Below are 22,289 nucleotides of genomic sequence, written 5' to 3' on the forward strand. Positions count from 1 at the left end.
TCACAGACTATATTTTTTATTACAATCACAAACGCATTAAGACAAAATTAAAAGGATTTAGCCCTGTTCAATACAGAACCAAATCCTTTCAATAATAGTTCTTGTCCAACTTTTTGGGGTCAGTACAGCTTTGGGGAGTGTTGAGACTGTTTGGCGGTGTGTGAACTGGCCGTAACCGCTGTAAATTAGGACTTCTATGCTGGCGTTAAGCTCGCAAATGAGATAGGCAGTTTTTAAATGCGGGTGGAAGACAAGGTGCCGTGCTCCGGCGCCGGGTGCTGTCTGGTAATTGCCGATTCTTTTGGTCTGACCGTTGGGACGGACAGCATAAGCCGTTACAGCATCTGTTCCCAAATCACACGTGACCAGGCAGTTATCAGGTGTCAGGCCTGCAAAATGGACGTGAGCACCAGCTTGGTTAGGATGTATCCCAGAACCGTGATGAACCACTTTATTCAGTAGGCTGAGTGTACCGTCATCAGCGATACCGTAAATTAGGAGCTCACCCTTATGATAATTGGCACCGTAGACTAAGCGGCGCTGCTCGTCAACACTGAGGTGGCACAGCGGAGCGCCTGCCTCTAAGACGCGGCTGATGAGCTGACCGTCCTGAGTAAAGCTGGCCGCTCCGCCTCTGTCAGCTTGCTTTGAGACGCTGAAAAGGTGATTTTGCCTATCAAAAGCCAGATAAGTCGGATTTTCTGCGGCTGCAAACAGCTCCAAATCCGATAGGATTCCCTTTTCAGTATCGAAACGAGCGGTGTAGATACCCTTTGATGTGTGTTTGGTGTAAGTGCCAAAATAAACCCTTTCAATCATTTGAGCCTTCCTTTTAGTTTTCTTGTCCAAATTATAGCATAATTTTTGTTATAATAATAAAGGAGAAAAGAGAGGACAGGAGAAATGACAAAGTTAGCAACGATTTGTTATATTGATAACGGACGTGAACTGCTGCTCTTGCATCGGAATAAAAAAGAAAATGACGTGCATGAAGGCAAGTGGATCAGTGTCGGCGGCAAAATAGAAAGAGGAGAAAGTCCCGATGAGTGTGCGCGTCGGGAAATTTTTGAAGAAACCCATCTAAAGGTCAAAAAGATGGACTTCAAAGGAGTGATTACCTTTCCTGACTTTACGCCGGGCCACGATTGGTACACTTATGTGTTTAAGGTAACTGATTTTGAAGGTGAGCTGATTTCAGATGAGGAAAGCCGTGAGGGGACGCTTGCTTGGGTTCCTTATGATCAGGTACTCCAAAAGCCGACCTGGGAGGGGGACTATGAAATTTTTAAATGGATTTTGGAGGATGTTCCTTTTTTCTCAGCCAAATTTACCTATGCTCAGAAAAAATTGATTGATAAACAAGTGACGTTTTATGATAAATAGCTTCAAAAGCTTCAGCCCAAGGACGGCCATAAGCTAAGAAGAACTTGTTAGGAGGATTGCGGATGGATAATAATCAAAAGAAATTTGATATGACCTGGTTTTTTAAATGGTTCTTAAATAACAAAGCCGTGACAGTTTTGCTGGTCTTGCTTTTGTTTTTTTTGAATGTCCTTGTTTTCACGAAAATAAGTCCTATTTTAAAGCCCATTTTTTCTTTTATGGCCGTTATTATGCTTCCTCTGGTCATTTCGGCTCTGCTGTATTATCTCTTAAAACCTATTGTTGATTTTATTGAAAAGCGGGGCACCAGCCGCGTCACAGCCATTACGATTGTTTTTCTGGCGATAGCCGGGCTTTTGGTTTGGGGAATTGCTAATCTGTTTCCCATGCTCAATGAGCAGCTGTCTTCTTTTATCAGGCAGCTGCCCAGCTATGTTAGGTCTGTTGATGATCAAGTTGCGGATCTGTTAAAAAATGATATCTTAGCCAGTCTTCGCCCGCAAATCGAAGAGACGGTTACCAATTTCAGCCAAAAGGCTGTCGATTATGCAGAGTCCTTTTCTAAGGGCGCTGTAACCTGGGCAGGGAATTTTGCTTCTGTGATTGCGCGTGTTACGGTTTCTATTTTGATTTCGCCCTTTATTGTTTTTTATCTTTTGCGCGACAGCAGCAAGATGAAAAAAGCCTTTGTTTCTTATCTGCCGACGAAAATGCGTCAGCCGGCTCACCGCATTCTCAATGATGTCAGCCGTCAGCTGGCCAGCTATGTTCAGGGGCAGGTGACCGTGGCCATTATTGTTGGTTTTCTGTTCTCCCTTATGTTCAGTATTATTGGTTTGCCTTATGCAGTGACCTTTGGGATTGTTGCTGGTTTTTTGAATTTAATTCCCTATGTGGGCAGTTTTTTGGCTACAATACCGGTTTTAATTTTAGCGCTGGTTGAAGGCCCGATTATGGTATTGAAGGTAATAGTGGTTTTCATCATTGAACAGACCATTGAAGGGCGTTTTGTTTCGCCGCTTGTTCTGGGCAGCAAACTCAGTATCCACCCCATTACCATTATGTTTATTTTGCTGACAGCCGGTTCTATGTTTGGTGTTTGGGGTGTTTTCTTAGGAATTCCTGTCTATGCCTCCCTAAAAGTTCTTGTCAAAGAAATTTTTGAGTGGTACAAGCCTGTCAGCGGACTCTATGAAAAAGAAGAAGAGGTCAATAAGGAAGATGTTAAACAGTGAAAAAATGCTTGCAGCTATTCACAATCAGGATTTAGCGCATGCTAAAAAATATTTAAAACGGGCGCTGCGAGAAGATGACGCTGAGACGCTCCTGTCTTTGGCGGAATACTTGCAGTCTATCGGCTTTTATCCGCAGGCCAAAGAGATTTATTTGCAGCTGCAGCCTGATTTTCCCGAAGTTAATATCAATCTGGCTCAGATTGCCAGCGAAGACGGTCAAACTGACGAGGCTTTCATCTATTTGGATGCTATTGCGCCTGACAGTCCCGATTATCTGGCAGCACTGCTTGTCAAGGCTGATTTATATGATGCAGAAGGGCTTACGGATGTTGCCAGAGAAAAAATGCTTGAAGCCAGCCGCATCAGCCAAGACCCTCTTGTGATTTTTGGTTTAGCAGAAATTGAAATGAATTTGGAGCTTTTTCAGGATGCCATCAAGCACTACGCTCAGCTGGACAATCGTGAAATTCTGGAGGAAACAGGGGTTTCGACCTATGAAAGAATCGGCCGTGCCTACGCCGGTTTAGGTAAATTTGAAGCAGCTATTGAGTTTTTTGAAAAAGCTGTCGAGATTGAATTCGATGATCAAACGGTTTTTGAAACGGCCGTCCTTCTTTACGACCAAGAAGAATACCAAAGGGCCAATCTCTACTTTAAGCAGCTGGATACGATGAACCCTGATTTTGCCGGCTATGAATATGTTTATGCCCTTTCTCTTCATGCTGAACACAAGACAGAAGATGCCTTGCGGCTGCTGCAGCAGGGTCTGGCTAAAAATGCCTTTGACAGCCGCCTGCTGCTTTTGGCCTCCCAGCTGTCCTATGAGCTGCACGATAAAAAAGCAGCAGAAGACTATTTGCTTAAGGCTCTGGATGTTGCCGAAGATGATGAAGAAATTCTGATGCGGCTCAGCAACTTGTACTTGGAAGAAGAGCGCTTTGAGGAAGTGGTCAGCTTAGATACTGAAGCCATTGACAATGTGCTGACCAAGTGGAACATTGCTAAGGCTTACCAGGCATTGGATCAGGATGAAAAAGCACTTGAGCTGTATGATAATCTGGCAGCAGATTTGGCCGGCAATCCGGAATTTCTCAAGGACTATATTTATATTTTGCGGGAATTTGGCTATAAAGAAAGGGTCAGATCCTTGGCTGACAGCTATTTGCAGCTGGTACCTGATGACAGTGATGTGGCCGATCTGCTGGCAGAGCTCTGAGCAGACAGAAAGAGATATCCGTTTTTGAAAGAGTTTTCATGATTTCGCTCAACAATTCACAAATAAAAATTCACAAAGTCTTGAAAAATCTGTGGTATAATTGACATGAAACTTGTGAAGAAAGGATTTTAAATGACAGAAAACAATAAGAAAAACTATGGGGCTGACTTAATCGTTGACAGCCTCATTAATCATGATGTCAAATACGTGTTTGGTATTCCCGGCGCTAAAATTGACCGTGTCTTTGACACTTTGGAGGACAAGGGTCCTGAGCTGATTGTTGCCCGCCATGAACAAAATGCGGCCTTTATGGCTCAGGGGATTGGGCGTATCACAGGTGAACCGGGTGTAGTGATTGCAACCAGCGGTCCTGGTATTTCTAATCTGGCAACCGGTCTTGTGACAGCGACAGCTGAAGGCGACCCCATCCTTGCTATTGGCGGTCAGGTCAAGCGGGGAGACCTTCTCAAGCGTGCCCATCAATCCATGAACAATGTTGCCATGCTGGAGCCGATTACCAAGTATTCGGCTGAGGTTCAGGATCCAGAAACCCTGTCTGAAAATATTGCCAATGCCTATCGTTTGGCTAAAGCCGGCAAACCTGGAGCCAGCTTTTTGTCCATTCCTCAGGATGTAACAGACAGTTCTGTTTCTGTTAAAGCTATTAAACCTCTGACAGACCCTAAACTAGGCTCAGCCTCTGTTGCCGATATTAATTATTTGGCGCAGGCCATTAAAAACGCTGTCCTGCCTGTTTTGCTTTTGGGCAACGGAGCATCGACTGCCGATGTGACAGCCTCCATCCGCCAGCTTTTGGAATCTGTTAAATTGCCGGTTGTAGAAACTTTCCAAGGTGCCGGTATCGTTTCGCGTGACCTCGAAGAAGATACTTTCTTTGGCCGCGTCGGTCTGTTTCGCAACCAGCCGGGTGATATGCTGCTGAAAAAATCAGACTTGATTATCGCTATTGGTTATGATCCGATTGAATATGAAGCCCGAAACTGGAATGCCGAAATTTCAGCCCGCATTATAGTTATTGATGTAGCTCCTGCTGAAATTGACACCTACTTCCAGCCTGAGCGTGAACTGATTGGCGATATAGCAGAAACATTGGATTTATTGCTGCCTGCTGTCAAGGGCTATGATTTGCCGGAAGGCTCCAGAGAATATCTTGTCGGTCTCAAAACGAATATAACTGATGATGTCAAATTTGATAAGACTCCAAAAGAGGGGCTTGTTCATCCGCTTGATGTGATTGATGTCCTTCAAAAGCAGACAACAGATGACATGACAGTAACTGTTGATGTCGGCAGCCACTATATCTGGATGGCGCGTTATTTCAAGAGCTATGAAGCCCGTCATCTGCTTTTCTCAAATGGTATGCAAACTTTGGGAGTTGCACTTCCTTGGGCCATTTCAGCCAGCCTCTTGCGGCCGAATACCAAAGTCATTTCGATTTCAGGCGATGGGGGCTTTCTCTTTTCCGGACAGGAGCTGGAAACAGCGGTCCGTCTGAAGCTGCCTATCGTTCATATCATTTGGAATGATGGTAAATACAATATGGTTGAGTTTCAGGAGGAAATGAAATACGGACGGTCATCAGGTGTTGATTTCGGATCTGTTGACTTTGTCAAATATGCTGAAAGCTTCGGTGCCAAGGGCTACCGTGCTGACAGCAAGGAGCATTTCGAGGCTATTTTAAAAACGGCTTTAACAGAAGCTGACAAGGGTCCGGTGCTCATTGATATTCCAATTGATTACAAGGATAACATTAAACTAGGTGAAACGATTTTACCGGATGAGTTTTACTAAAAAGGAGTTTGAAAATGGAAGCCAATAAATTGTTTCAATACAATACTCTGGGAGCCCTTATGGCAGGTCTTTACGGCGGTTCGCTGACAGTAGGCGAGCTGCTGGAATACGGTGATTTAGGACTTGGAACACTTGATTCGATTGACGGAGAGCTTATTGTCTTAGACGGCAAAGCCTATCAGGCCAAGGGATCCGGAGACGAGCCGGAGGTTGTTGAAGTGCCTGATGACATGAAGGTTCCTTATGCAGCGGTTATTCACCATCAGGCTGAGGTCATCTTTAAACAGCGTTTTGAAATGACAGACAAGGAATTGCAGGCGCGCATAGAATCTTATTATGACGGCGAAAATCTTTTCCGTTCGATTAAAATTCACGGAACCTTTGCCAAAATGCACGTGCGCATGATTCCGCGTTCAACGTCGGATAAAAAATTTGCAGAAGTAGCGACCCATCAGCCTGAATACACCGCCGAAAATATTACAGGTACAATTGTCGGCATTTGGACTCCGGAAATCTTTCACGGGGTCAGCGTGGCAGGCTACCACCTTCATTTCATCTCTGATGACCATACCTTTGGCGGCCATGTTATGGATTACGTGATTACAGAAGGTCAGGTTGAAGTAGGAGCAGTTGATCAGCTGGATCAGCGTTTTCCTGTTCAAGACCGTCAGTACCTGTTTGCTAAATTCAATGCCAAAGAAGTCCGCGGTGATATTGACAAAGCTGAATAAGCGCTAAGCCTAGAAAGCTGACAGCGTTTGGCTAAGAGCTGTCTGCTCTGCCAGCCGCAAGGCAGCCTTCAAATTAACAATACAAAAAGTGAGATACAGATCAGCATTCCTTAGGAATGAATCCCTATCTCACTTTTTTATATTCTTGAAAATCAAAACGATAGGCTGCAGCCTGTTGCCCAGTCTTTTGAGTGTTAGTTTGATTGGTTAGGGCTGATTTTTAAATTTAAGCTTGCTGTAAAGACCAAAACCGATAATCCAAATCGTTGCACCAATAGCACCGATATAGGTTGAATCTTGCAAAAAGAGGGAAATAAAGACAAAGGCAAGAAAGAGTGTGGTGACAGGATTTGAAAGCTTGTAAGCCGGCATCAGATAACCGTCCGGCATGAAATCGTTGGACTGTCTGTATTTGTAATGGGCGACCATCGTTAGGATATAAATAGCAATATAAACGCCTGATGATGATGCCGTAATCAGGGCAAAAGCATCAGATATTCCCGGCAAAACAGTGATGAAGGCCGAAATCGCAATGACAACGGCAGACATGATAATGGCTCTGCTTGGAACACCCGTTCGTGACAGACGATCAGCCTTGAAATGACTCAAAAGAGGATTGGGGACTTCATTGGCCAGCTGGTAAAGGTGCCGTCCTGTTGAATAGAGAGTGGAATTCAGTGCCGAAGCTGCCGAGGTCAAAACGACAAAGTTAATTAAAGCAGCAGCCCACTTAATTCCGGCTAGTTTAAAGACCATTACAAAGGGTGAGGCATTGACCGGCAGAGCCCGCCAAGGAAAGATGGCCATGATAGCAATCAGGGCACCGATATAGAAGATGACAATCCGAACAGGAATTTCCTGAATAGCCTTAGGCAAGACTTTTCTGGGATTTTGTGTTTCCGAGGTAGTAATTCCGACAAATTCGATAGCCTGATAGGCGAAGAAGACCATTTGAAAGGCCATAAAGAACCTTGTCCAGCCCTTAGGGAAAAATTCGAAATGATTTGTAATATTGCTTAGGCTGGCATGGCCCTGAGAGGTTTTAAAATCGGTCAGTACCATGAAAATTCCGGTAGCGATCAAGGCCAAAATAGCAACAATTTTAATCATGGCAAACCAGAATTCCGTTTCTCCAAAAACCCTGACTGCAATCAGGTTGACAGAAGACAGCAGTATTAAGAAGACAATCTGGATAATCCAGGCCGGCCAAGTAGGGAACCAGTACTGAACATAGGTCGCAACGGCAGTAATTTCTGCCATTCCCAAAAAAATCAGCGACAGCCAGTAGGACCAGCCCGAAAAGTGACCCCAATCCTTGCCGACATATTTAGTAATAAAATTAATGAACGTATGCTGGTCGGGGTCGTAATAGAGCATCTCGCCGATGGCCCGCATCATCAAAAACATAAAAAAACCTGTAATCAGGTAAACGATGATGATAGACGGTCCGGTTAGGCTGATGGATCTGCCGGCTCCCAGAAAAAGTCCGGTTCCAATCGTTCCGGCGATGGCAATGAGCTGAACGTGGCGGTTTTGCAAACCGCGGACCATGTCGTTTTCCAGTTCTTCGGAATCTTGGCTGGTCTGTTTGGTATCTGATTGATCTGACATAATTTCATCCTTTTCTATAATATTTTATTATTATAGTATTATTTTACAAAAAGTACAAATAGAGCTTAGGCAGAAAATGGGGCACTTTTATATGCAAGCCCCCGGAATTATTCTTGTGCGGGTGATGGCCAAACCATCATAGTTGACCGTCCTGCTTTTTTAGATTTTCATAGACTTTATTTTATCCTCATCAGGAGTGACACGCAGGGTTTTCTGCCCTGTATAGGTGACAAAGCCCGGTTTACCGCCGGTCGGTTTGTTGAGTTTTTTGGCCTCAATCATATCAACCTGAACGAGGTTGGAAAGACGAGCCTTTGAAAAATAGGCAGCTAATTCGGCAGCATCAGTCTTAATTTCATCGCTGGGATTAAGATTATCCTTGATGAGTACATGGCTGCCTGGAATGTCCTTGGCGTGGAACCACAGCTCGCCTTTTTTAGCCATTTTAAAGGTCAGCTCATCATTTTGCAAATTATTTTTGCCAACTATGATGATGGTTTTGCCGTCAGAAGCCAAATAGCGTTCAGGTTTCTTGCGTTTTTGAATCTTCTCTTTATGGCGGCGTTTGATAAAGCCTGTCTCGATTAATTCTTCGCGAATATCGCTGATTTCAGCCAGGCTGGCTTGGTTGAGAGCAGTGTCAACACTGTCTAAATATTGAATAGTAGCCTTGGTTTCCTCGATTAATCCGCCCAGATGCTTAACGGCCTCTTTTAATTTTTGATATTTTTTGAAATAACGCTGGGCATTCTGGCTGGGTGTCAGAGACTTATCAAGTGCAATTCTTACTTTCTCACCGGTGTAGTAATTGTCAAGCACAACCTGGTCTTGGTTGTTAGGAACCTGATTCAGGTAAGTTGTCAGCAATTCCCCCTTTTGGCGGAAGTCTTCTGCCTTATCGGTATCCAGCAGTTCTTTTTCTTGTTTTTTGAGTTTTTTCTTATTTTTTTCCAGCTCATTTTGAATGCGGTGGATCAAATCGCTGGCCTGTTGAGCAATGCGGTCGCGTTCAGCCTTGTCTTGGTAAAAATAATCCAGTAAATCAGAAAGACTGGCAAATGTTTCCTGAGAATTATTCCAGTTTACTGCCGAAAAAGATTTTTCAGTCAAAACAGGACAGACCGGCAGGGCGAAGAACTGCTTAAACTGTTTCAGTTTGTCCGTATCTAAGCGCCTGCTTAATTCCTCAGCTGTATCATGCCCCAGCCCTTGGAACAGCTGCTGCAGGCTGCGGGCCTCAAGGTTTTCCGTCTGCAGGATTTCAAAGAGGTTTTCATCAGAAACAGTAAAGGGATTTTCCCCCTTTGTTTTTGGCGGCGCCAGATAGCTGGCACCAGGCAGGATAGTGCGGTAGCTGTTTTGAGAAAAGCCGATATGCTTAATGGACTCAATGATTTTTTGTTCATTTTTGTCAATCAGCATAATGTTACTGTGTTTACCCATGATTTCAATCACTAGGGTAACCTTGATTTGGTCTCCGATTTCATTTTTGCTGGAAACAGTGATTTCGACGATGCGGTCATTCTCAATCTGCTCGATCTGTTCAATTACGGCTCCCTGCAAGTACTTCCGCATAATCATAGTAAAGGTATTAGGATTTTGAGGATTTTGAAAATCAGTTTTAGTCACCTGAATTCGGCCGAAAACGGGGTGAGCCGAAAGCAGCAGTTTATAATTTTGGCGGTTGTTGCGGATTGACAAAACCAGCTCATGCTCAAAAGGCTGATTGATCTTTTGAATCCGCCCCCACAGGAGCTGTTCTCTTAATTCCAAGGTTAAATGATGCAAAAAAAAGCCATCAAAGGACATGGTTTTTCCTCTTTTCTCTTAGTCTGTTCTATTATACCACACGAAAGCTGCATTGTGCCTTTAAAGAGCGGGGAAAGCGTTTTTAATACTGTATTGAAAAAAGCTGAAAATTGCAGTAAAATAAAGACAGGATTTATTGGAGGAGGAAACATGAAAAATAAACGTTTAATAGGAATTCTGGCAGCCCTGGCTCTGCTTGTTATCGGCATCATTGCCTACCAGTCTTTCAGCAGCCAAAATCAAAAATCATCCCAGTCGGATACCTTTAAGGTCGGTGTGCTCCAGTATGTCAGCCACAATGCTCTGGATGAAATTTACCGGGGGATTAAAGCCGGCATGAAAGAAGAGGGCTACTCCGGCAAGAAAATAAAAATTGATTTTATGAATGCTGAAGGGGATCAAAGCAAGGTGCAGACCATGAGTCAAACCCTAGTTAATCATAAAAATGATGTTCTGATCGGAATTGCAACACCGGCAGCACAGGGCTTGGCCAGTGCGACCAAGGGCACCCCGATTGTTATGGGGGCTGTGACGGATCCAGTCGGTGCTAAGCTGGTTAAAAACCTCAAAAAACCGGATAGCAATGTCACAGGTGTGTCTGATAAGACTCCAATCAAGGCTCAGGTCGATTTAGTAAAGACCTTGACACCAAAGGTCAAAACAATTGGTGTTATCTATTCGAGCAGCGAAGACAACTCTAAATCTCAAGTGGCAGAATTCAAGAAGACGGCAGAGAAAAAAGGCTATGAAGTAGTGGAATATTCCGTCCCTTCAACCAATGAAATTGCTACGACCATGAATGTCATGCTGGAGAAGGCAGATGCTGTCTGGATTCCGCTGGACAACACTATTGCCAGTGCCTTTCCGACTGTGGTATCAGCCGCTAAGGCAGCAAAGAAGCCTATCTATCCAAGTGTCGATACCATGGTCAATGAAGGCGGGCTTGCTTCGGTGGTTGTCGATCAGTATGAGCTTGGTGTTGCCACTGGCAAGATGGCTGTGAAATTATTTGAAGGGAAAAAGGTTTCTGACCTGCCCGTTAATATATTTGACAAGGGAACTCCTGTTGTCAATGAAAAGGTAGCTAAGGAGCTGGGCGTCACTATTCCTGCTGATGTGCTTAAAAAGGCAAAAAACAAGTAAGTCAAGCCTGCTCAAAAACAGATTTTCTTAATCAAAGGAGGAGATAAAGTCAGACAATCAAAATGACTTTGTCCCCTTCCTTTTTTTGTGTTAAAATAAAAGATATTTATAAAAGAAGGATAGAAGATGTTACTCTCAACAATTTCACAAGGTTTTCTTTGGTCTATTTTGGGCTTAGGAATTTTTATGACCTTTCGGATTTTAGATTTTCCGGATATGACAACAGAAGGCTCCTTTCCCTTGGGCGGCGCCGTAGCGGTAACGCTGATTACGCAGGGGACCAATCCTCTGCTGGCAACTGTAATAGCTGTTTTAGCAGGCTGTTTGGCTGGTTTGGTAACGGGGCTTCTTTATACAAAAGGGAAGATTCCCACTCTTTTATCGGGGATTTTGGTCATGACGTCCTGTCATTCCATCATGCTGATGATTATGGGACGGGCCAACCTAGGCTTGCTGAATGCCAGAAAACTACAGGATTTGCTGCCTTTTTCCGGCAGTATCAACCTGCTTGTTCTGGGGCTTATCTTTGTTGTTCTGGTGGTTGGCAGTATGATTTTCTTTTTGAATACACGTCTGGGACAGGCCTATATCGCAACTGGTGACAACCATGATATGGCACAGAGTTTTGGAATCAATACCGATAAGATGGAGCTGATGGGCTTGGTTTTGTCCAACGGTCTGATTGCTCTGGCTGGCGCCCTTATCAGTCAGCAGGACGGTTATGCTGATGTCTCCAAAGGAATTGGTGTCATTGTCATCGGCTTAGCCAGTATCATTATCGGAGAGGTGCTCTTTTCGACGGGTCTGACCCTGCTGGAGCGCCTGATAGCTATTGTTGTCGGCTCTGTTTTGTACCAATTTTTAATTTTGGCAGTTATTTCTCTGGGCTTTAAAACCAACTATCTCAAACTCTTCAGTGCGGTGGTCTTGGCTGTCTGCCTTATGATTCCGGAATTGAAAAAGAAATTCTTCAAAGGAGTGAAACTGTCCCGATGACTAAAAAAATTGTTGAATTAAAAAACGCCACGGTCAAAGTAAATAATGGCTTTGATGACTATAAAACAATTCTCGATGATGTCAGCCTTGATATTTATGAGCACGATTTTCTGACGATCCTCGGCGGAAACGGAGCCGGCAAGTCCACACTTTTTAATGTTCTTGCCGGAACGCTCAGCCTGACCAGCGGCAGCATTTCCATCATGGGAGAGGATATGACTGCCTATCCGGCTCAAAAACGCGCCAAGTACCTATCAAGGGTTTTTCAGGATCCGAAAATGGGGACGGCGCCTCGAATGACGGTGGCGGAAAATCTTTTGATTGCTAAGTACCGCGGAGAGCGGCGCAGCCTCATTTCACGCAATATCAATGCACACAAAAAAGAATTTCAGGCGGTTATTGATAAAATCGGCAACGGTCTGGAAAAGCATTTGGAGACGCCGTCCGGCCTTCTTTCAGGAGGGCAGCGGCAGGCCCTGAGTCTGCTCATGGCGACTATCAAACGGCCCGAGCTGCTGCTGCTTGACGAACATACAGCCGCTCTTGATCCAAAGACCAGCGTGGCCCTGATGGAGCTGACCGAAGAATTTGTCAGCCGTGATCATCTGACAGCTCTCATGATTACCCACCGCATGGAAGATGCTCTCAAATACGGCAATCGCCTGCTGGTCATGAAGGGCGGCCGCATCATTCAGGATTTGTCTGCTGAAGAAAAGGCGCAAATGGACATCTCTGACTATTACGGCCTGTTTGAATAAATTGAAAAATAAGCTGAAAAGTTGTATACTACTCATGTATGCAATTTTTTAATTGCCCGCAGTAATTCGACCTGCCATTTCGTGCCTGAACACGGGAGGCAGGGACCGTTTGTATGAAAATAAAGACAGTGAAAAGGATAGTAAATTGCCTGACAAAAACTTATCTGAAAATACTGTGAAAACATAAGGAGAACTAATGACTGACATTAAAATTATGGCTCTGGGAGGAGTTCGGGAAAACGGTAAGAACTTCTATTTGGCAGAGGTCAATGATTCGATTTTTGTTCTGGATGCCGGACTGAAATACCCGGAAAATGAACAGCTGGGTGTGGATGTTGTCATACCCAATCTGGATTATCTGATTGATAACAAAAAACGAGTTCAGGGAATCTTTCTGACGCACGGACATGCCGATGCAATCGGCGCTCTGCCCTATCTCTTAACCAATGTCAAGGCACCGGTTTTTGGCTCAGAACTGACTATTGAGCTGGCTAAACTGGTTGTCAAAAATAATGACGCCACCAAGAAATTTCATAACTTTCATGTGGTTGATGCCCAAACTGAGATTGAATTTAAGGATGCCTTGATTTCTTTCTTTAAAACAACGCACTCAATCCCAGAAAGTTTGGGAATTGTTGTTGGCACCAAAGAAGGCAGTATCGTTTATACCGGTGATTTCAAGTTTGACCAGGCTGCCAGCAAGCTCTATCAGACAGATTTAGCCCGCATTGCTGAGATTGGACGTGAAGGTGTTCTGGCCCTGTTATCAGATTCTGCCAATGCTGACAGCAATGTTCAAATTGCCAGTGAAGCTGAAGTAGGCGTTGAGATGGAGCAAATCATCTCCAACTGGGAAGGACGCATTATTGTTGCGGCAGTGGCTTCTAACCTTGTGCGTATCCAGCAGGTCTTTGATTCCGCTGCCAATAACGGCCGCCGTGTTGTTCTGACTGGTTTTGACGTTGAAAATATTGTCCGTACCGCTATCCGTCTTAAAAAGCTTTCAGTTGTGGATGAAAAGCTCATTGTTAAGCCAAAAGACATGCATAAATTTGAAGATCATGAGCTGATTATTTTAGAAACAGGCCGGATGAGTGAGCCTTTGAACGGTCTGAGAAAAATGGCTGTCGGCCGTCACCGCTACGTGGAAATTAAAGACGGAGACTTGGTTTACATTGTGACAACGCCGACGGTGTCCAAAGAAGCCGTTGTGGCACAGGTGGAAAATCTGATCTATAAGGCGGGCGGTACTGTTAGACTGATTACACAGGATCTTCGAGTGTCAGGACATGCCAATGGCCGCGACCTTCAGCTGATGATCAACCTTCTTAAGCCCAAATACCTCTTCCCAATTCAGGGAGAATACCGAGAGCTGGCGGCTCATGCCGATTTAGCGCTTGAAATCGGCATGTTCCCAGAAAATATTTACATCATGAAGCGCGGGGACATCATGGTTTACGGCAAAGACGGCTTTGTTCATGAAGGAGCTGTGCCTGCAGGGGATGTTATGATTGATGGCAATGCGATTGGTGATGTGGGCAATATTGTCCTGCGCGACCGCAAGGTTCTGTCGGAAGATGGTATCTTTATTGTCGCCTTGACCGTCAATAAGAAAGAAAAGAAGATTATTTCCAAGGCAAAAATTAATACCCGCGGCTTTGTTTATGTCAAAAAGAGCCGGGATATTCTGCGTGAAAGTGCTGATATTGTTAATAATGCTGTTGAAAATTATCTGGCTCAGGACACTTTTGACTGGAGCGAATTAAAATCGCTTGTCCGCGATGAAGTCGGTAAATTTCTGTTTGATCAGACCAAGCGCCGGCCGGCGATTTTACCGGTTGTCATGGAAGTGAGATAAGGAACATAAAAAGAAAAGAGTGGGACGATGAAATCAAATGCTTTAAACAGCCGATTTCTGTCCCATTCTTTTTTATTGATATACAGCTGTGTAAGAGTAATTAGGCTTTATCTGTAAAATAGCAGTCATAATGGCGGCTGCAGTTAGGATTGAAGGGATGGCCGCAGCAAGGGCAGGCAGCTTTTCCTTTGTAGTCTTCAATCGTTAACTCTCTTTGGCAGGAACCGCAAAAGACCACCTTATCTTTTTTTAAATACTGTGAATAGGGCTCAAAAGGATGGTCTTCATGGCGGTTGTGGCACTTAAAACAAGGGTAGTATTTTTGACAGGCAAAGCATTTCAAAGCAACAATGTCTGTCGGTCCATGATAGTCAGTGCACCTTGTTTCATTATCAGTCAGATCACCGTAGATAGTAACCATTTTTCTTTCCTGCCTTTCTTTTTTTAGTTTATCAAAAGAAATTAAATTATGCTATAATGAGGGAAATAAAATTGGGAGGAAAATGGATTAATGGCTTTTTTTCAAATAGAATATCAATCGCAAAGTTTAGATATGGTGCGCCATGTCAATGTCATCTATCCGGATGCCGCAGAGATTAAAGAAGAATACGTCAATGACACAGACATTCCTGTGCTTTATCTTTTACATGGCATGGGCGGCAATGAAAATTCCTGGCAAAAGCGCACAGCTATCGAGCGCCTGCTGAGAAAAACCAATTTAATTGTCATCATGCCTTCAACAGATTTAGCTTGGTATACTAATACCGCTTACGGTCTTAACTATTATGACATGATTGCCAAGGAATTGCCGGAAGTTATGCAGCGCTTTTTTCCCAATATGACAAAGAAGCGTGAAAAAACCTTTATTGCAGGCCTTTCTATGGGCGGTTACGGTGCTTATAAGATTGCTCTTTCTACTGATAAGTTTTCATATGCAGCGTCCTTTTCAGGAGCACTTGGCATTGGTATTGACGGAAAGAGCTTACCGGAGGTTACAGAAGGTTCGCCAAGCTACTGGCAGGGTATCTTTGGTGATTTGCAAGGAGAAGAGCTGCAGGAGCATTTTCTGACCACACTGGCACAAAAATCAGATAAAAAAACAAAATTTTATGCCTGGTGCGGTTATGAAGATTTTCTCTATCAGGCTAATGAAATAGCTGTTGAGAAGCTGAGAGCTTTGGGACTTGACATTGACTACCGTACAGATCACGGCAGGCACGAGTGGTATTATTGGGAGAAGCAGCTGGATTTTCTTTTGGAGCGGCTGCCGATTGACTATCAAAAGGAGGAGCGGCTGTCTTGACCTTATATCACGGCTTTTTTCAGAGACCTTGACAGGTTATTTGTAAGAGGTTACAATGAAAGGGTATAAATGGAAAGCGAGGAGCGTATTTATGAAAAAGAAACTTATGCTTATTTTAGGAGCATTTGCTGCAGTCTTACTGGCGGCTCTGCTGGTTCAAGACACAGCCAGTGCAAAGTCATCCCGTACAGAAGCTGTCTACTATCAAATGTTTAAGGAAGATACAGCAGATGTTCGACTGACTTACTACCACAAAAAAGGAAGCGACCGTGTTACCAAACAGGTAACAAAAAATACCATAACCTATGCAGCTCTTAAGGTAGATAATGCAGAAGCAGCCAAGGAAAAATTTTCTGCTGATGCAGAAAAATACCAAGGTATTAAAGGGGTCAAAGAAAGTATCGAATATAAAGATACTTATGTGGTAGAAAAGGTCAGCGTCAACTATGACAAGGTCGATCTTAATGAGCTGGCAGAAAAGCTGCCGGAAATAGATATTGATACACCGTCAGGCAAAAGAGCAACTTATGTTAGTTTAAAACAAAGTGAAAAATTGCTTAAAAAACAAGGGTACACCAAAGTTAAAAAGGGACAGTTTAAAAAACTGAATCTTGACTAGAAATGGCTGTAAACGAGACAGAAAAGCTGAGGCTGAGAAAGCCGCTGGCTGCTTTGCCTCGTTTTTTTGACAAATCTGTGACGGTATAAAAATTCTTGCTTTTTATTGTGATGCCTGCTATACTTAAACTTAATTTGAAAGTTTTAGGTCTTTTCTAACAAAAACGAAAGGACATCTCTTATGAAAAAAATAGTCAAGATTATATTTTTTATTCCCAGATTCATTTTCAGTCTGATTTGGAGTCTTTTTCGGACGGTCATTATCCTAGCAGTCATCGGTTTAGTTTTTTTCTATTTTACCAGCAGCAATAAAGAGCATTTTGGAGCTGCGGTTTCTGATCAGCTCAATAAGATTTCAGCTTTTTTTAGCAGCGATTTCAACCTGCAGGATACCATGTCCAAATTATCCACGGATAATTATGAGCATGAAGGAGGCAGCCGCTGGGCTGAAAATAAGGCAGCGGTTTATATAGCTTCAACTGATGAGACTTTTATTAAAGCTTATCAGACAGCTATTGCTAATTGGAATGCGACAGGCAGCTTCACTTTTAATATTGTTTCTAATAAAGACTCAGCTGATATCATAGCAACAGATTACACAGATGCCGCTTCTCAGGCAGCCGGTCTGGCCGAATCTGAAACTAACGCTGTCACCAACCGGATCAGCCATGTTGATGTCAAGCTCAATCGTTACTATCTTTTAAACAAAGACTATGGCTATAGTTTTGAGCGAATCGTCCATACCGCAGAACATGAGTTGGGCCATGCTATCGGTCTTAGCCACGATGACAATGAGACCTCAGTAATGGCTTCATCGGGTTCTTACCACGGCATTCAGGATGTGGATGTTGCAGCTGTTAAGAAGCTCTATGCTCAGTAAATGTGAAATGTTTTAAATAGCATAATATAATTATCATATTTATTTAATCTTATTGTTATCTATGAAATAATTACAATTATCAGACTTTCTTGCTTTTATTATTCTATTAAAAAAATGTGATGCTTTGTTTAAACTGAGCTAAAGGTTAATAAAATAAGGATTTTGAATAATTAAACGCTCTTATTTAATAAGGGCGTTTTTTAATATAATCATAAAACAAAGGAAAAGTTTTTTAAAAAATTCAAAGCTTTTTGTCTTGAAATTGTAATAAAATAGTGATATTATGACAAAGATGTATCATTTTAGTATACATTAATTCAAAATTATCATAAAGAGGAAACATGAAAAAAATTAAAGTTATGCTTGTTTTCGGTACGAGACCGGAGGCCATTAAAATGGCTCCTTTAATCAGGTCTTTAAAACAGCAGATCGATCGTTTTGATGCGGTGACTGTTGTGACTGCTCAGCATCGGCAGATGCTTGATCAGGTACTGGAAACATTTCACATTGACCCTGATTATGATTTGAACATTATGAGCAAGCAGCAGACATTGTCAACAATTACAACCAATGTCATTAACAAACTTGACGAGGTCCTCAAGAGTGAAAAGCCTGATGTTATCTTAGTACACGGTGATACAACAACAACTCTTGCGGCCAGTATCTCTGCTTTTTACAATCAAATCAAAATCGGTCATGTTGAAGCAGGTCTTAGGACATGGAATAAGTATTCTCCATTTCCTGAAGAGGTTAACCGTCAGGTAACTGATGTTGTATCGGATCTTTACTTTGCACCGACCAATCAAAGCCGGGATAACCTGTTAAAAGAAAATCATCCTGCTGAGCAAATTTTTGTCACTGGGAACACAGCCATCGATGCACTGGCTCTGACCGTGAAAGAGGACTACCATCACAAGGTGCTTGATGAGATCAATCCAGACAACCGGATTATTTTGGTCACCATGCACCGCCGTGAAAATCAAGGTGAGCCCATGCGCAGAGTGTTTAAAACGATGAGATCAGTTCTGGCTGACTATCCTGATGTTGAAATTGTGTATCCGGTTCATCTCAGCCCTTCTGTACAGGAAGCGGCTAAGGAAATTTTGGCAGATGTTAAACGTGTTCATCTGATTGAACCGCTCGATGTTGTGGATTTTCATAATTTAGCCAACAAGAGCTATTTCATCATGTCGGATTCCGGCGGTGTTCAGGAAGAGGCTCCTTCGCTGGGCAAGCCTGTCTTAGTATTGCGGGATACAACAGAGCGTCCGGAAGGCGTAGCTGCTGGAACTTTGAAACTGGTGGGTACCGAAGAGGATGCTGTCAGAAGCGCGATGACAGACTTGCTGGATAATAAAGCAGCCTACGATAAGATGGCTCAGACTAAAAATCCTTACGGTGACGGTCAGGCCTCTGAACGTATTTTAGACGCTATTTCTCATTATTTTAAGGGCAGTGAGCGTCCGGCAGATTTTGGAATGGGGGAATGAGTTTAGAATGAGACGATTACTAAATCTTTCCGGCATGTTCCTGCTTTTGGTCTTGGCTGTTGGTTCAAGCCTCTACGTTGCTTTTCAGTACGGATCGATGATTGCGGGTATTTACGGTTTTCTTATTTTTATGGCTGTACTGACCCCATGGTTCCTGACTGATTTGCTGGTCACTTGGACAGAGCTCTTCACCCTTATTATTAGTGCTTTTATTCTGGTGGTCGGTATTTCTTATATTCCTTTGAGAGACCGCTTAGTTTTGATTTGTGCCCTGCCCATTATACTAATCATTGCCAATCAGCTGGAAGGTCTGATTTTAGAGAAAAAAAGTGCTATTGCAGTTCAGACCTCCAAGGCTAAGAGCTACTATGAATATTATGCCCGCAAGGCTCAGCATTCTGATGACATCACGATTCAGACCATGCTGGTCAGCTGGGCCCATGCTGAGCAGTTCAAGCAAACGCAGCCCAAAGAATACTATGCCAGTATCAAGCGGATTAACCGCGCTATCTTTAAGTCCAAACAAGACAGTGACAGGGTCTTTTATTTAAGAAATGGTTTATTTCTCATTGTTCAAACCAGTTCAGATCCCAATTGGCATATTGGACTTGAAGAAGAAATCAGTATTAATCTGAGCAAGATTCGGTTTAATAATGAAAACAGTACTCATGAGATCCAATTCCAGTATGGCTATCAGATGGTTGATCATGAGAATTGGCAGCGTTATGCCTACTATGAGGATATTCTCAAGAGATTGGAACGTCTCTTGGAAACTCATATCATTGTAGAATATTAAGTGAGTGGAGTTATGAATTTAACAAATGTATTTTTTAATATCGGGCTTGGCATAAGTCTCTTTTTTGCGGCCTGTTTTGTCATCTTATTCATCAGCTATTTAGTGATTCTTGAACGAGTGAATAAAAACTTTAAGGCGGTGGATGATGATTAGTCAGATTTTAATGATTATTAGTTTAATCTCAATTTGGTCTTCTTTGGCGATGGCCTTAATCATTTTGATGTCGGCCGTTCATTTCTGGTTTAAGCACAGTGATTTTGACGTTGATACCAGTCCTTTGCCTGAATATCCGATGATAACAGTGGTTGTTCCGGCCCATAATGAAGACGTGGTTATTGCGCAGACAGCTAAGGCTATTTTAGACATGAATTACCCTCATGATAAGGTAGAAGTTATTCTTTTTGCGGATAACTGTGAAGATAATACCTATCAGGAAATGCAAAAGGTAAAAGCTCTGCCGCAATATGCTGACCGTGATTTAACCCTGATTGACCGTACGGGTACCGGCGGAAAGGCGGGCGTTTTGAATGACGCCCTGAAAATGGCTAAAGGGGATTACATCTGTGTTTACGATGCTGATGCCATGCCTGAAAGAAATGCTCTGTATTTCCTTGTGCAAAAAGTGATGGAAGATCCTGAACGCCACGTTGCAGCCTTTGGACGCAATAAGACTCGTAACGCCAATCAAAATTTTCTGACTCGCTGTATCAATCAGGAAATCGTTGTTACCCAGCGGATTCAGCACGTTGGTATGTGGCATTTGGGTAAGATTGGCCGTATTCCCGGAACGAACTTTATCATCAATACGGAGTTTGTTAAGAGTATTGGCGGCTGGCGAAATGGTGCGCTGACAGAAGATACGGATATTTCCTTTAAAATTATGCAAAGCGGTAAACTAATCGCTCTGGCCCATAACTCTGAAGCCTTCCAGCAGGAACCTGAAACGCTGAAATCTTATTACTTGCAAAGAAAGCGCTGGGCTAAGGGCAACTATGAAGTGGTTATTGCCAATTTCAAACATCTCTTTGGCCGCGGCAACTGGCGTGTCAAATGGGAAGTTTTCTACTATGCCTGTACCTTCTTTTGGTTTAATGCGGCGATTGTTCTGTCAGATATTCTTTTCTTCTCCAATCTGATAGCCTTGATTATCGGCTTATTCAAACCAGGTGTTCAGATTCCTTTTGCCTTTGATACCAATAATGTGTATATGGCGCAGCTTTTGCTCTTTAACTGGTTCTTGATGATCCTGCTTTATCTCTTGCAGATTTCTATTTCGCAGGCGACCCAGCACGGTCAGGCGACAGTTAGGCAGATTTGGATTGCGCTGCTGTCTTACTTTACATACACGCAGCTCTTTATCATAGTATCAATTTCATCTATTAGTTCTGTTATTATGGATAAAATCTTACGCCGTGATGGAACGAAATGGGTTAAAACGAAACGATTTGCAGGCTAAAGGAGACAGAAGTGAAAAAGAAAAAATTAAAATATATTTGGTTTGTCCTCTTTCTTGCGATACTGACTGCGGGATTTTACGTTATTCGTATTAAAAGTACTGATGATATGCAGCAAAGCATTTATGAAGAATGGTCCAAATACTATGTGGTGACCCACGGCAAAAGCGCCTACGTCAAGACAGCAACAGACGAAGATAAGACTACAGCCCTCTCTGAAGGACAAGGCTATGGGATGTATATCGCTGTTGAGGCTGCCCAAAAGGGTGCCAAGAGCAAGTCAGAATTCAGCAAACTCTATCGCTATTATATGGATCACCGTACCGCAGGTACACAGCTGATGTCTTGGAAGCAAAACATCAAAGCAGACGGCTCCATTGAAGACCTGTCTAACAGCGCCACAGACGGGGATCTCTACATTGCTTATTCTTTGATTAAGGCTGCTGAGCTTTGGCCGGATAAGGCTGATACTTATAAGAAGCAGGCTAAGCTCCTCTTAAATGATATTTTAGCCTACAATTATAACGCAGAGACGAAATCTCTGACTGTTGGAAATTGGGCCGTCAAGGGAACTGATTATTATGATCTGGTCAGAACGTCAGATGTCCTGCCTGAACAGTTTGATGTTTTCTATGAATTTAGTAAAAATGGCACTTGGAAAACGATTAAATCTTCAATGCTTGACAGCTTGGAGAAAATGAGCGATCAGCATAAGACTGGTCTTTTCCCAGACTTTATGTGGGTTCGCAAGTCCGGTGAAGTTAAGGCTGCTAAAGCGAATTTGGTTGCCAGCAAGTATGACGGCGACTATTATTACAATGCCTGCCGCATGCCCTATAACCTAGCCAGAAGCAAGGACAAGCAAAGTCAGAAGATGCTCAAAAAGATGATGAATTTCTTTATGAAACAAAAAAACATCTATGCGGGTTATAAGCTGAATGGCAAGCGCTTGGATGCGCATCAGTCGGCCAGCTTTGATGCACCTGTCTTTTATGCGGCTAAAAAGTTAGAGCATAAATATGAGCGCCTGCACCAACAGGAAAAGAAAGTCTTTGTTGACGGTCTGTCCTCAACGAATTACTATGACTCAGCCTTGACAACTATGGCTGTTTTGGGAGACTGATCAGTGCTTGAAAGGCAGTAAAAAATAATAAAATAAAAAGAACGGTTTGGCTTAAACTCCTGCAGCTATGTCT

General features: G+C 43.1%; 21 protein-coding genes. 17 read left to right on the plus strand and 4 right to left on the minus strand.

Translation table 11 applies throughout. The features are described from left to right. Nucleotides 1–95 (plus strand): IS3 family transposase (locus tag BMI76_RS06795; protein ID WP_142355034.1); only part of this gene is annotated, 95 nt, incomplete at its 5' end. Here the strand turns inward: BMI76_RS06795 and BMI76_RS06800 are convergent. After that, nucleotides 58–819, minus strand: coding sequence for a lactonase family protein (locus BMI76_RS06800; RefSeq protein WP_075346829.1), 762 nt, complete (start codon nucleotides 817–819; stop codon nucleotides 58–60). The two genes, BMI76_RS06795 and BMI76_RS06800, sit on opposite strands and share 38 nt — an antisense overlap. A gap of 84 nt (nucleotides 820–903) precedes the next feature. Between BMI76_RS06800 and BMI76_RS06805 the strand changes: the two genes are divergently transcribed. The 5 genes from BMI76_RS06805 to budA all read left to right on the plus strand — a co-directional run bounded on the left by BMI76_RS06805 (nucleotide 904) and on the right by budA (nucleotide 6,377). Beyond that, a complete protein-coding gene (locus tag BMI76_RS06805) occupies nucleotides 904–1,383 on the plus strand; it encodes an 8-oxo-dGTP diphosphatase (protein WP_075346830.1) in 480 nt (159 codons plus the stop codon). 62 nt (nucleotides 1,384–1,445) lie between these two features. Further along, a complete protein-coding gene (locus tag BMI76_RS06810) occupies nucleotides 1,446–2,618 on the plus strand; it encodes an AI-2E family transporter (RefSeq protein ID WP_075346831.1) in 1,173 nt (390 codons plus the stop codon). Then, nucleotides 2,605–3,834 (plus strand): tetratricopeptide repeat protein, encoded by a 1,230-nt coding sequence (locus BMI76_RS06815; protein ID WP_075346832.1) that lies wholly within the window; start codon nucleotides 2,605–2,607, stop codon nucleotides 3,832–3,834. The genes BMI76_RS06810 and BMI76_RS06815 overlap by 14 nt, the downstream gene beginning before the upstream one ends. A 132-nt stretch (nucleotides 3,835–3,966) precedes the next feature. Further along, entirely contained in the window at nucleotides 3,967–5,646 is a 1,680-nt protein-coding gene (alsS, locus tag BMI76_RS06820; protein WP_075346833.1) for an acetolactate synthase AlsS, read from the plus strand. A gap of 14 nt (nucleotides 5,647–5,660) precedes the next feature. Further along, nucleotides 5,661–6,377: an acetolactate decarboxylase gene (budA, locus tag BMI76_RS06825; RefSeq protein ID WP_075346834.1), complete on the plus strand. Its 717-nt coding sequence runs from the start codon at nucleotides 5,661–5,663 to the stop codon at nucleotides 6,375–6,377. A 207-nt stretch (nucleotides 6,378–6,584) separates the two neighbouring features. Here budA and BMI76_RS06830 read toward each other — a convergent pair whose 3' ends face one another. Beyond that, nucleotides 6,585–7,988: an amino acid permease gene (locus BMI76_RS06830; protein ID WP_075346835.1), complete on the minus strand. Its 1,404-nt coding sequence runs from the start codon at nucleotides 7,986–7,988 to the stop codon at nucleotides 6,585–6,587. A gap of 159 nt (nucleotides 7,989–8,147) precedes the next feature. Then, nucleotides 8,148–9,797 (minus strand): NFACT family protein, encoded by a 1,650-nt coding sequence (locus BMI76_RS06835; RefSeq protein WP_075346836.1) that lies wholly within the window; start codon nucleotides 9,795–9,797, stop codon nucleotides 8,148–8,150. Nucleotides 9,798–9,947: 150 nt separating this feature from the next. Between BMI76_RS06835 and trpX the strand changes: the two genes are divergently transcribed. The 4 genes from trpX to BMI76_RS06855 all read left to right on the plus strand — a co-directional run bounded on the left by trpX (nucleotide 9,948) and on the right by BMI76_RS06855 (nucleotide 14,552). Then, nucleotides 9,948–10,940 (plus strand): tryptophan ABC transporter substrate-binding protein, encoded by a 993-nt coding sequence (gene trpX / locus BMI76_RS06840; RefSeq protein WP_075346957.1) that lies wholly within the window; start codon nucleotides 9,948–9,950, stop codon nucleotides 10,938–10,940. A 126-nt stretch (nucleotides 10,941–11,066) separates the two neighbouring features. Further along, nucleotides 11,067–11,936 (plus strand): ABC transporter permease, encoded by an 870-nt coding sequence (locus BMI76_RS06845; protein ID WP_075346837.1) that lies wholly within the window; start codon nucleotides 11,067–11,069, stop codon nucleotides 11,934–11,936. After that, entirely contained in the window at nucleotides 11,933–12,694 is a 762-nt protein-coding gene (locus tag BMI76_RS06850) for an ABC transporter ATP-binding protein (protein WP_075346838.1), read from the plus strand. The genes BMI76_RS06845 and BMI76_RS06850 overlap by 4 nt, the downstream gene beginning before the upstream one ends. A gap of 196 nt (nucleotides 12,695–12,890) precedes the next feature. After that, on the plus strand, nucleotides 12,891–14,552 hold the full coding sequence (locus BMI76_RS06855) for a ribonuclease J (RefSeq protein ID WP_075346839.1): 1,662 nt from the start codon (nucleotides 12,891–12,893) through the stop codon (nucleotides 14,550–14,552). A gap of 100 nt (nucleotides 14,553–14,652) precedes the next feature. On the opposite strand, the gene BMI76_RS06860 is transcribed toward BMI76_RS06855, so the two are convergent. Continuing rightward, entirely contained in the window at nucleotides 14,653–14,973 is a 321-nt protein-coding gene (locus tag BMI76_RS06860; protein WP_075346840.1) for a CHY zinc finger protein, read from the minus strand. 90 nt (nucleotides 14,974–15,063) lie between these two features. On the opposite strand from BMI76_RS06860, the gene BMI76_RS06865 reads away from it, so the two are divergent. From BMI76_RS06865 to BMI76_RS06895, 7 genes are all read left to right on the plus strand, one after another. After that, the gene (locus BMI76_RS06865; RefSeq protein ID WP_075346841.1) at nucleotides 15,064–15,855 is read left to right on the plus strand and encodes an alpha/beta hydrolase family protein; all 792 of its coding nucleotides are present in this window, start codon (nucleotides 15,064–15,066) and stop codon (nucleotides 15,853–15,855) included. A gap of 91 nt (nucleotides 15,856–15,946) precedes the next feature. Then, complete coding sequence (locus BMI76_RS06870) at nucleotides 15,947–16,474, plus strand: YehR family protein (protein ID WP_075346842.1); 528 nt, start codon at nucleotides 15,947–15,949, stop codon at nucleotides 16,472–16,474. 180 nt (nucleotides 16,475–16,654) lie between these two features. After that, complete coding sequence (locus BMI76_RS06875; protein ID WP_075346843.1) at nucleotides 16,655–17,353, plus strand: M57 family metalloprotease; 699 nt, start codon at nucleotides 16,655–16,657, stop codon at nucleotides 17,351–17,353. Nucleotides 17,354–17,694: 341 nt separating this feature from the next. Continuing rightward, nucleotides 17,695–18,843 carry a non-hydrolyzing UDP-N-acetylglucosamine 2-epimerase gene (gene wecB, locus BMI76_RS06880; protein ID WP_075346844.1) on the plus strand — a complete coding sequence of 383 codons (1,149 nt, stop codon included), beginning with the start codon at nucleotides 17,695–17,697 and terminating at the stop codon, nucleotides 18,841–18,843. 7 nt (nucleotides 18,844–18,850) lie between these two features. After that, nucleotides 18,851–19,639 carry a hypothetical protein gene (locus tag BMI76_RS06885; RefSeq protein ID WP_075346845.1) on the plus strand — a complete coding sequence of 263 codons (789 nt, stop codon included), beginning with the start codon at nucleotides 18,851–18,853 and terminating at the stop codon, nucleotides 19,637–19,639. 145 nt (nucleotides 19,640–19,784) lie between these two features. Then, on the plus strand, nucleotides 19,785–21,095 hold the full coding sequence (locus BMI76_RS06890) for a glycosyltransferase (protein ID WP_075346846.1): 1,311 nt from the start codon (nucleotides 19,785–19,787) through the stop codon (nucleotides 21,093–21,095). Nucleotides 21,096–21,106: 11 nt separating this feature from the next. Then, entirely contained in the window at nucleotides 21,107–22,216 is a 1,110-nt protein-coding gene (locus BMI76_RS06895; protein WP_075346847.1) for a glycosyl hydrolase family 8, read from the plus strand. Nucleotides 22,217–22,289 lie beyond the last annotated feature (73 nt).

It is taken from the genome of Streptococcus sp. 'caviae' (assembly GCF_001937065.1).
Taxonomy (GTDB): domain Bacteria; phylum Bacillota; class Bacilli; order Lactobacillales; family Streptococcaceae; genus Streptococcus.

Bases quoted from the DNA above. Each gene is read 5' to 3' on its own strand.
- BMI76_RS06845 (WP_075346837.1), top strand. From the start codon at position 11,067: ATGTTACTCTCAACAATTTCACAAGGTTTTCTTTGGTCTATTTTGGGC.
- BMI76_RS06800 (WP_075346829.1), bottom strand. From the start codon at position 819: ATGATTGAAAGGGTTTATTTTGGCACTTACACCAAACACACATCAAAG.
- BMI76_RS06875 (WP_075346843.1), top strand. From the start codon at position 16,655: ATGAAAAAAATAGTCAAGATTATATTTTTTATTCCCAGATTCATTTTC.
- BMI76_RS06830 (WP_075346835.1), bottom strand. From the start codon at position 7,988: ATGTCAGATCAATCAGATACCAAACAGACCAGCCAAGATTCCGAAGAA.
- BMI76_RS06850 (WP_075346838.1), top strand. From the start codon at position 11,933: ATGACTAAAAAAATTGTTGAATTAAAAAACGCCACGGTCAAAGTAAAT.
- BMI76_RS06890 (WP_075346846.1), top strand. From the start codon at position 19,785: ATGATTAGTCAGATTTTAATGATTATTAGTTTAATCTCAATTTGGTCT.
- BMI76_RS06805 (WP_075346830.1), top strand. From the start codon at position 904: ATGACAAAGTTAGCAACGATTTGTTATATTGATAACGGACGTGAACTG.
- BMI76_RS06855 (WP_075346839.1), top strand. From the start codon at position 12,891: ATGACTGACATTAAAATTATGGCTCTGGGAGGAGTTCGGGAAAACGGT.
- BMI76_RS06870 (WP_075346842.1), top strand. From the start codon at position 15,947: ATGAAAAAGAAACTTATGCTTATTTTAGGAGCATTTGCTGCAGTCTTA.
- budA (WP_075346834.1), top strand. From the start codon at position 5,661: ATGGAAGCCAATAAATTGTTTCAATACAATACTCTGGGAGCCCTTATG.
- BMI76_RS06860 (WP_075346840.1), bottom strand. From the start codon at position 14,973: ATGGTTACTATCTACGGTGATCTGACTGATAATGAAACAAGGTGCACT.
- wecB (WP_075346844.1), top strand. From the start codon at position 17,695: ATGAAAAAAATTAAAGTTATGCTTGTTTTCGGTACGAGACCGGAGGCC.
- BMI76_RS06835 (WP_075346836.1), bottom strand. From the start codon at position 9,797: ATGTCCTTTGATGGCTTTTTTTTGCATCATTTAACCTTGGAATTAAGA.
- BMI76_RS06885 (WP_075346845.1), top strand. From the start codon at position 18,851: ATGAGACGATTACTAAATCTTTCCGGCATGTTCCTGCTTTTGGTCTTG.
- BMI76_RS06810 (WP_075346831.1), top strand. From the start codon at position 1,446: ATGGATAATAATCAAAAGAAATTTGATATGACCTGGTTTTTTAAATGG.
- BMI76_RS06815 (WP_075346832.1), top strand. From the start codon at position 2,605: ATGTTAAACAGTGAAAAAATGCTTGCAGCTATTCACAATCAGGATTTA.
- BMI76_RS06865 (WP_075346841.1), top strand. From the start codon at position 15,064: ATGGCTTTTTTTCAAATAGAATATCAATCGCAAAGTTTAGATATGGTG.
- alsS (WP_075346833.1), top strand. From the start codon at position 3,967: ATGACAGAAAACAATAAGAAAAACTATGGGGCTGACTTAATCGTTGAC.
- trpX (WP_075346957.1), top strand. From the start codon at position 9,948: ATGAAAAATAAACGTTTAATAGGAATTCTGGCAGCCCTGGCTCTGCTT.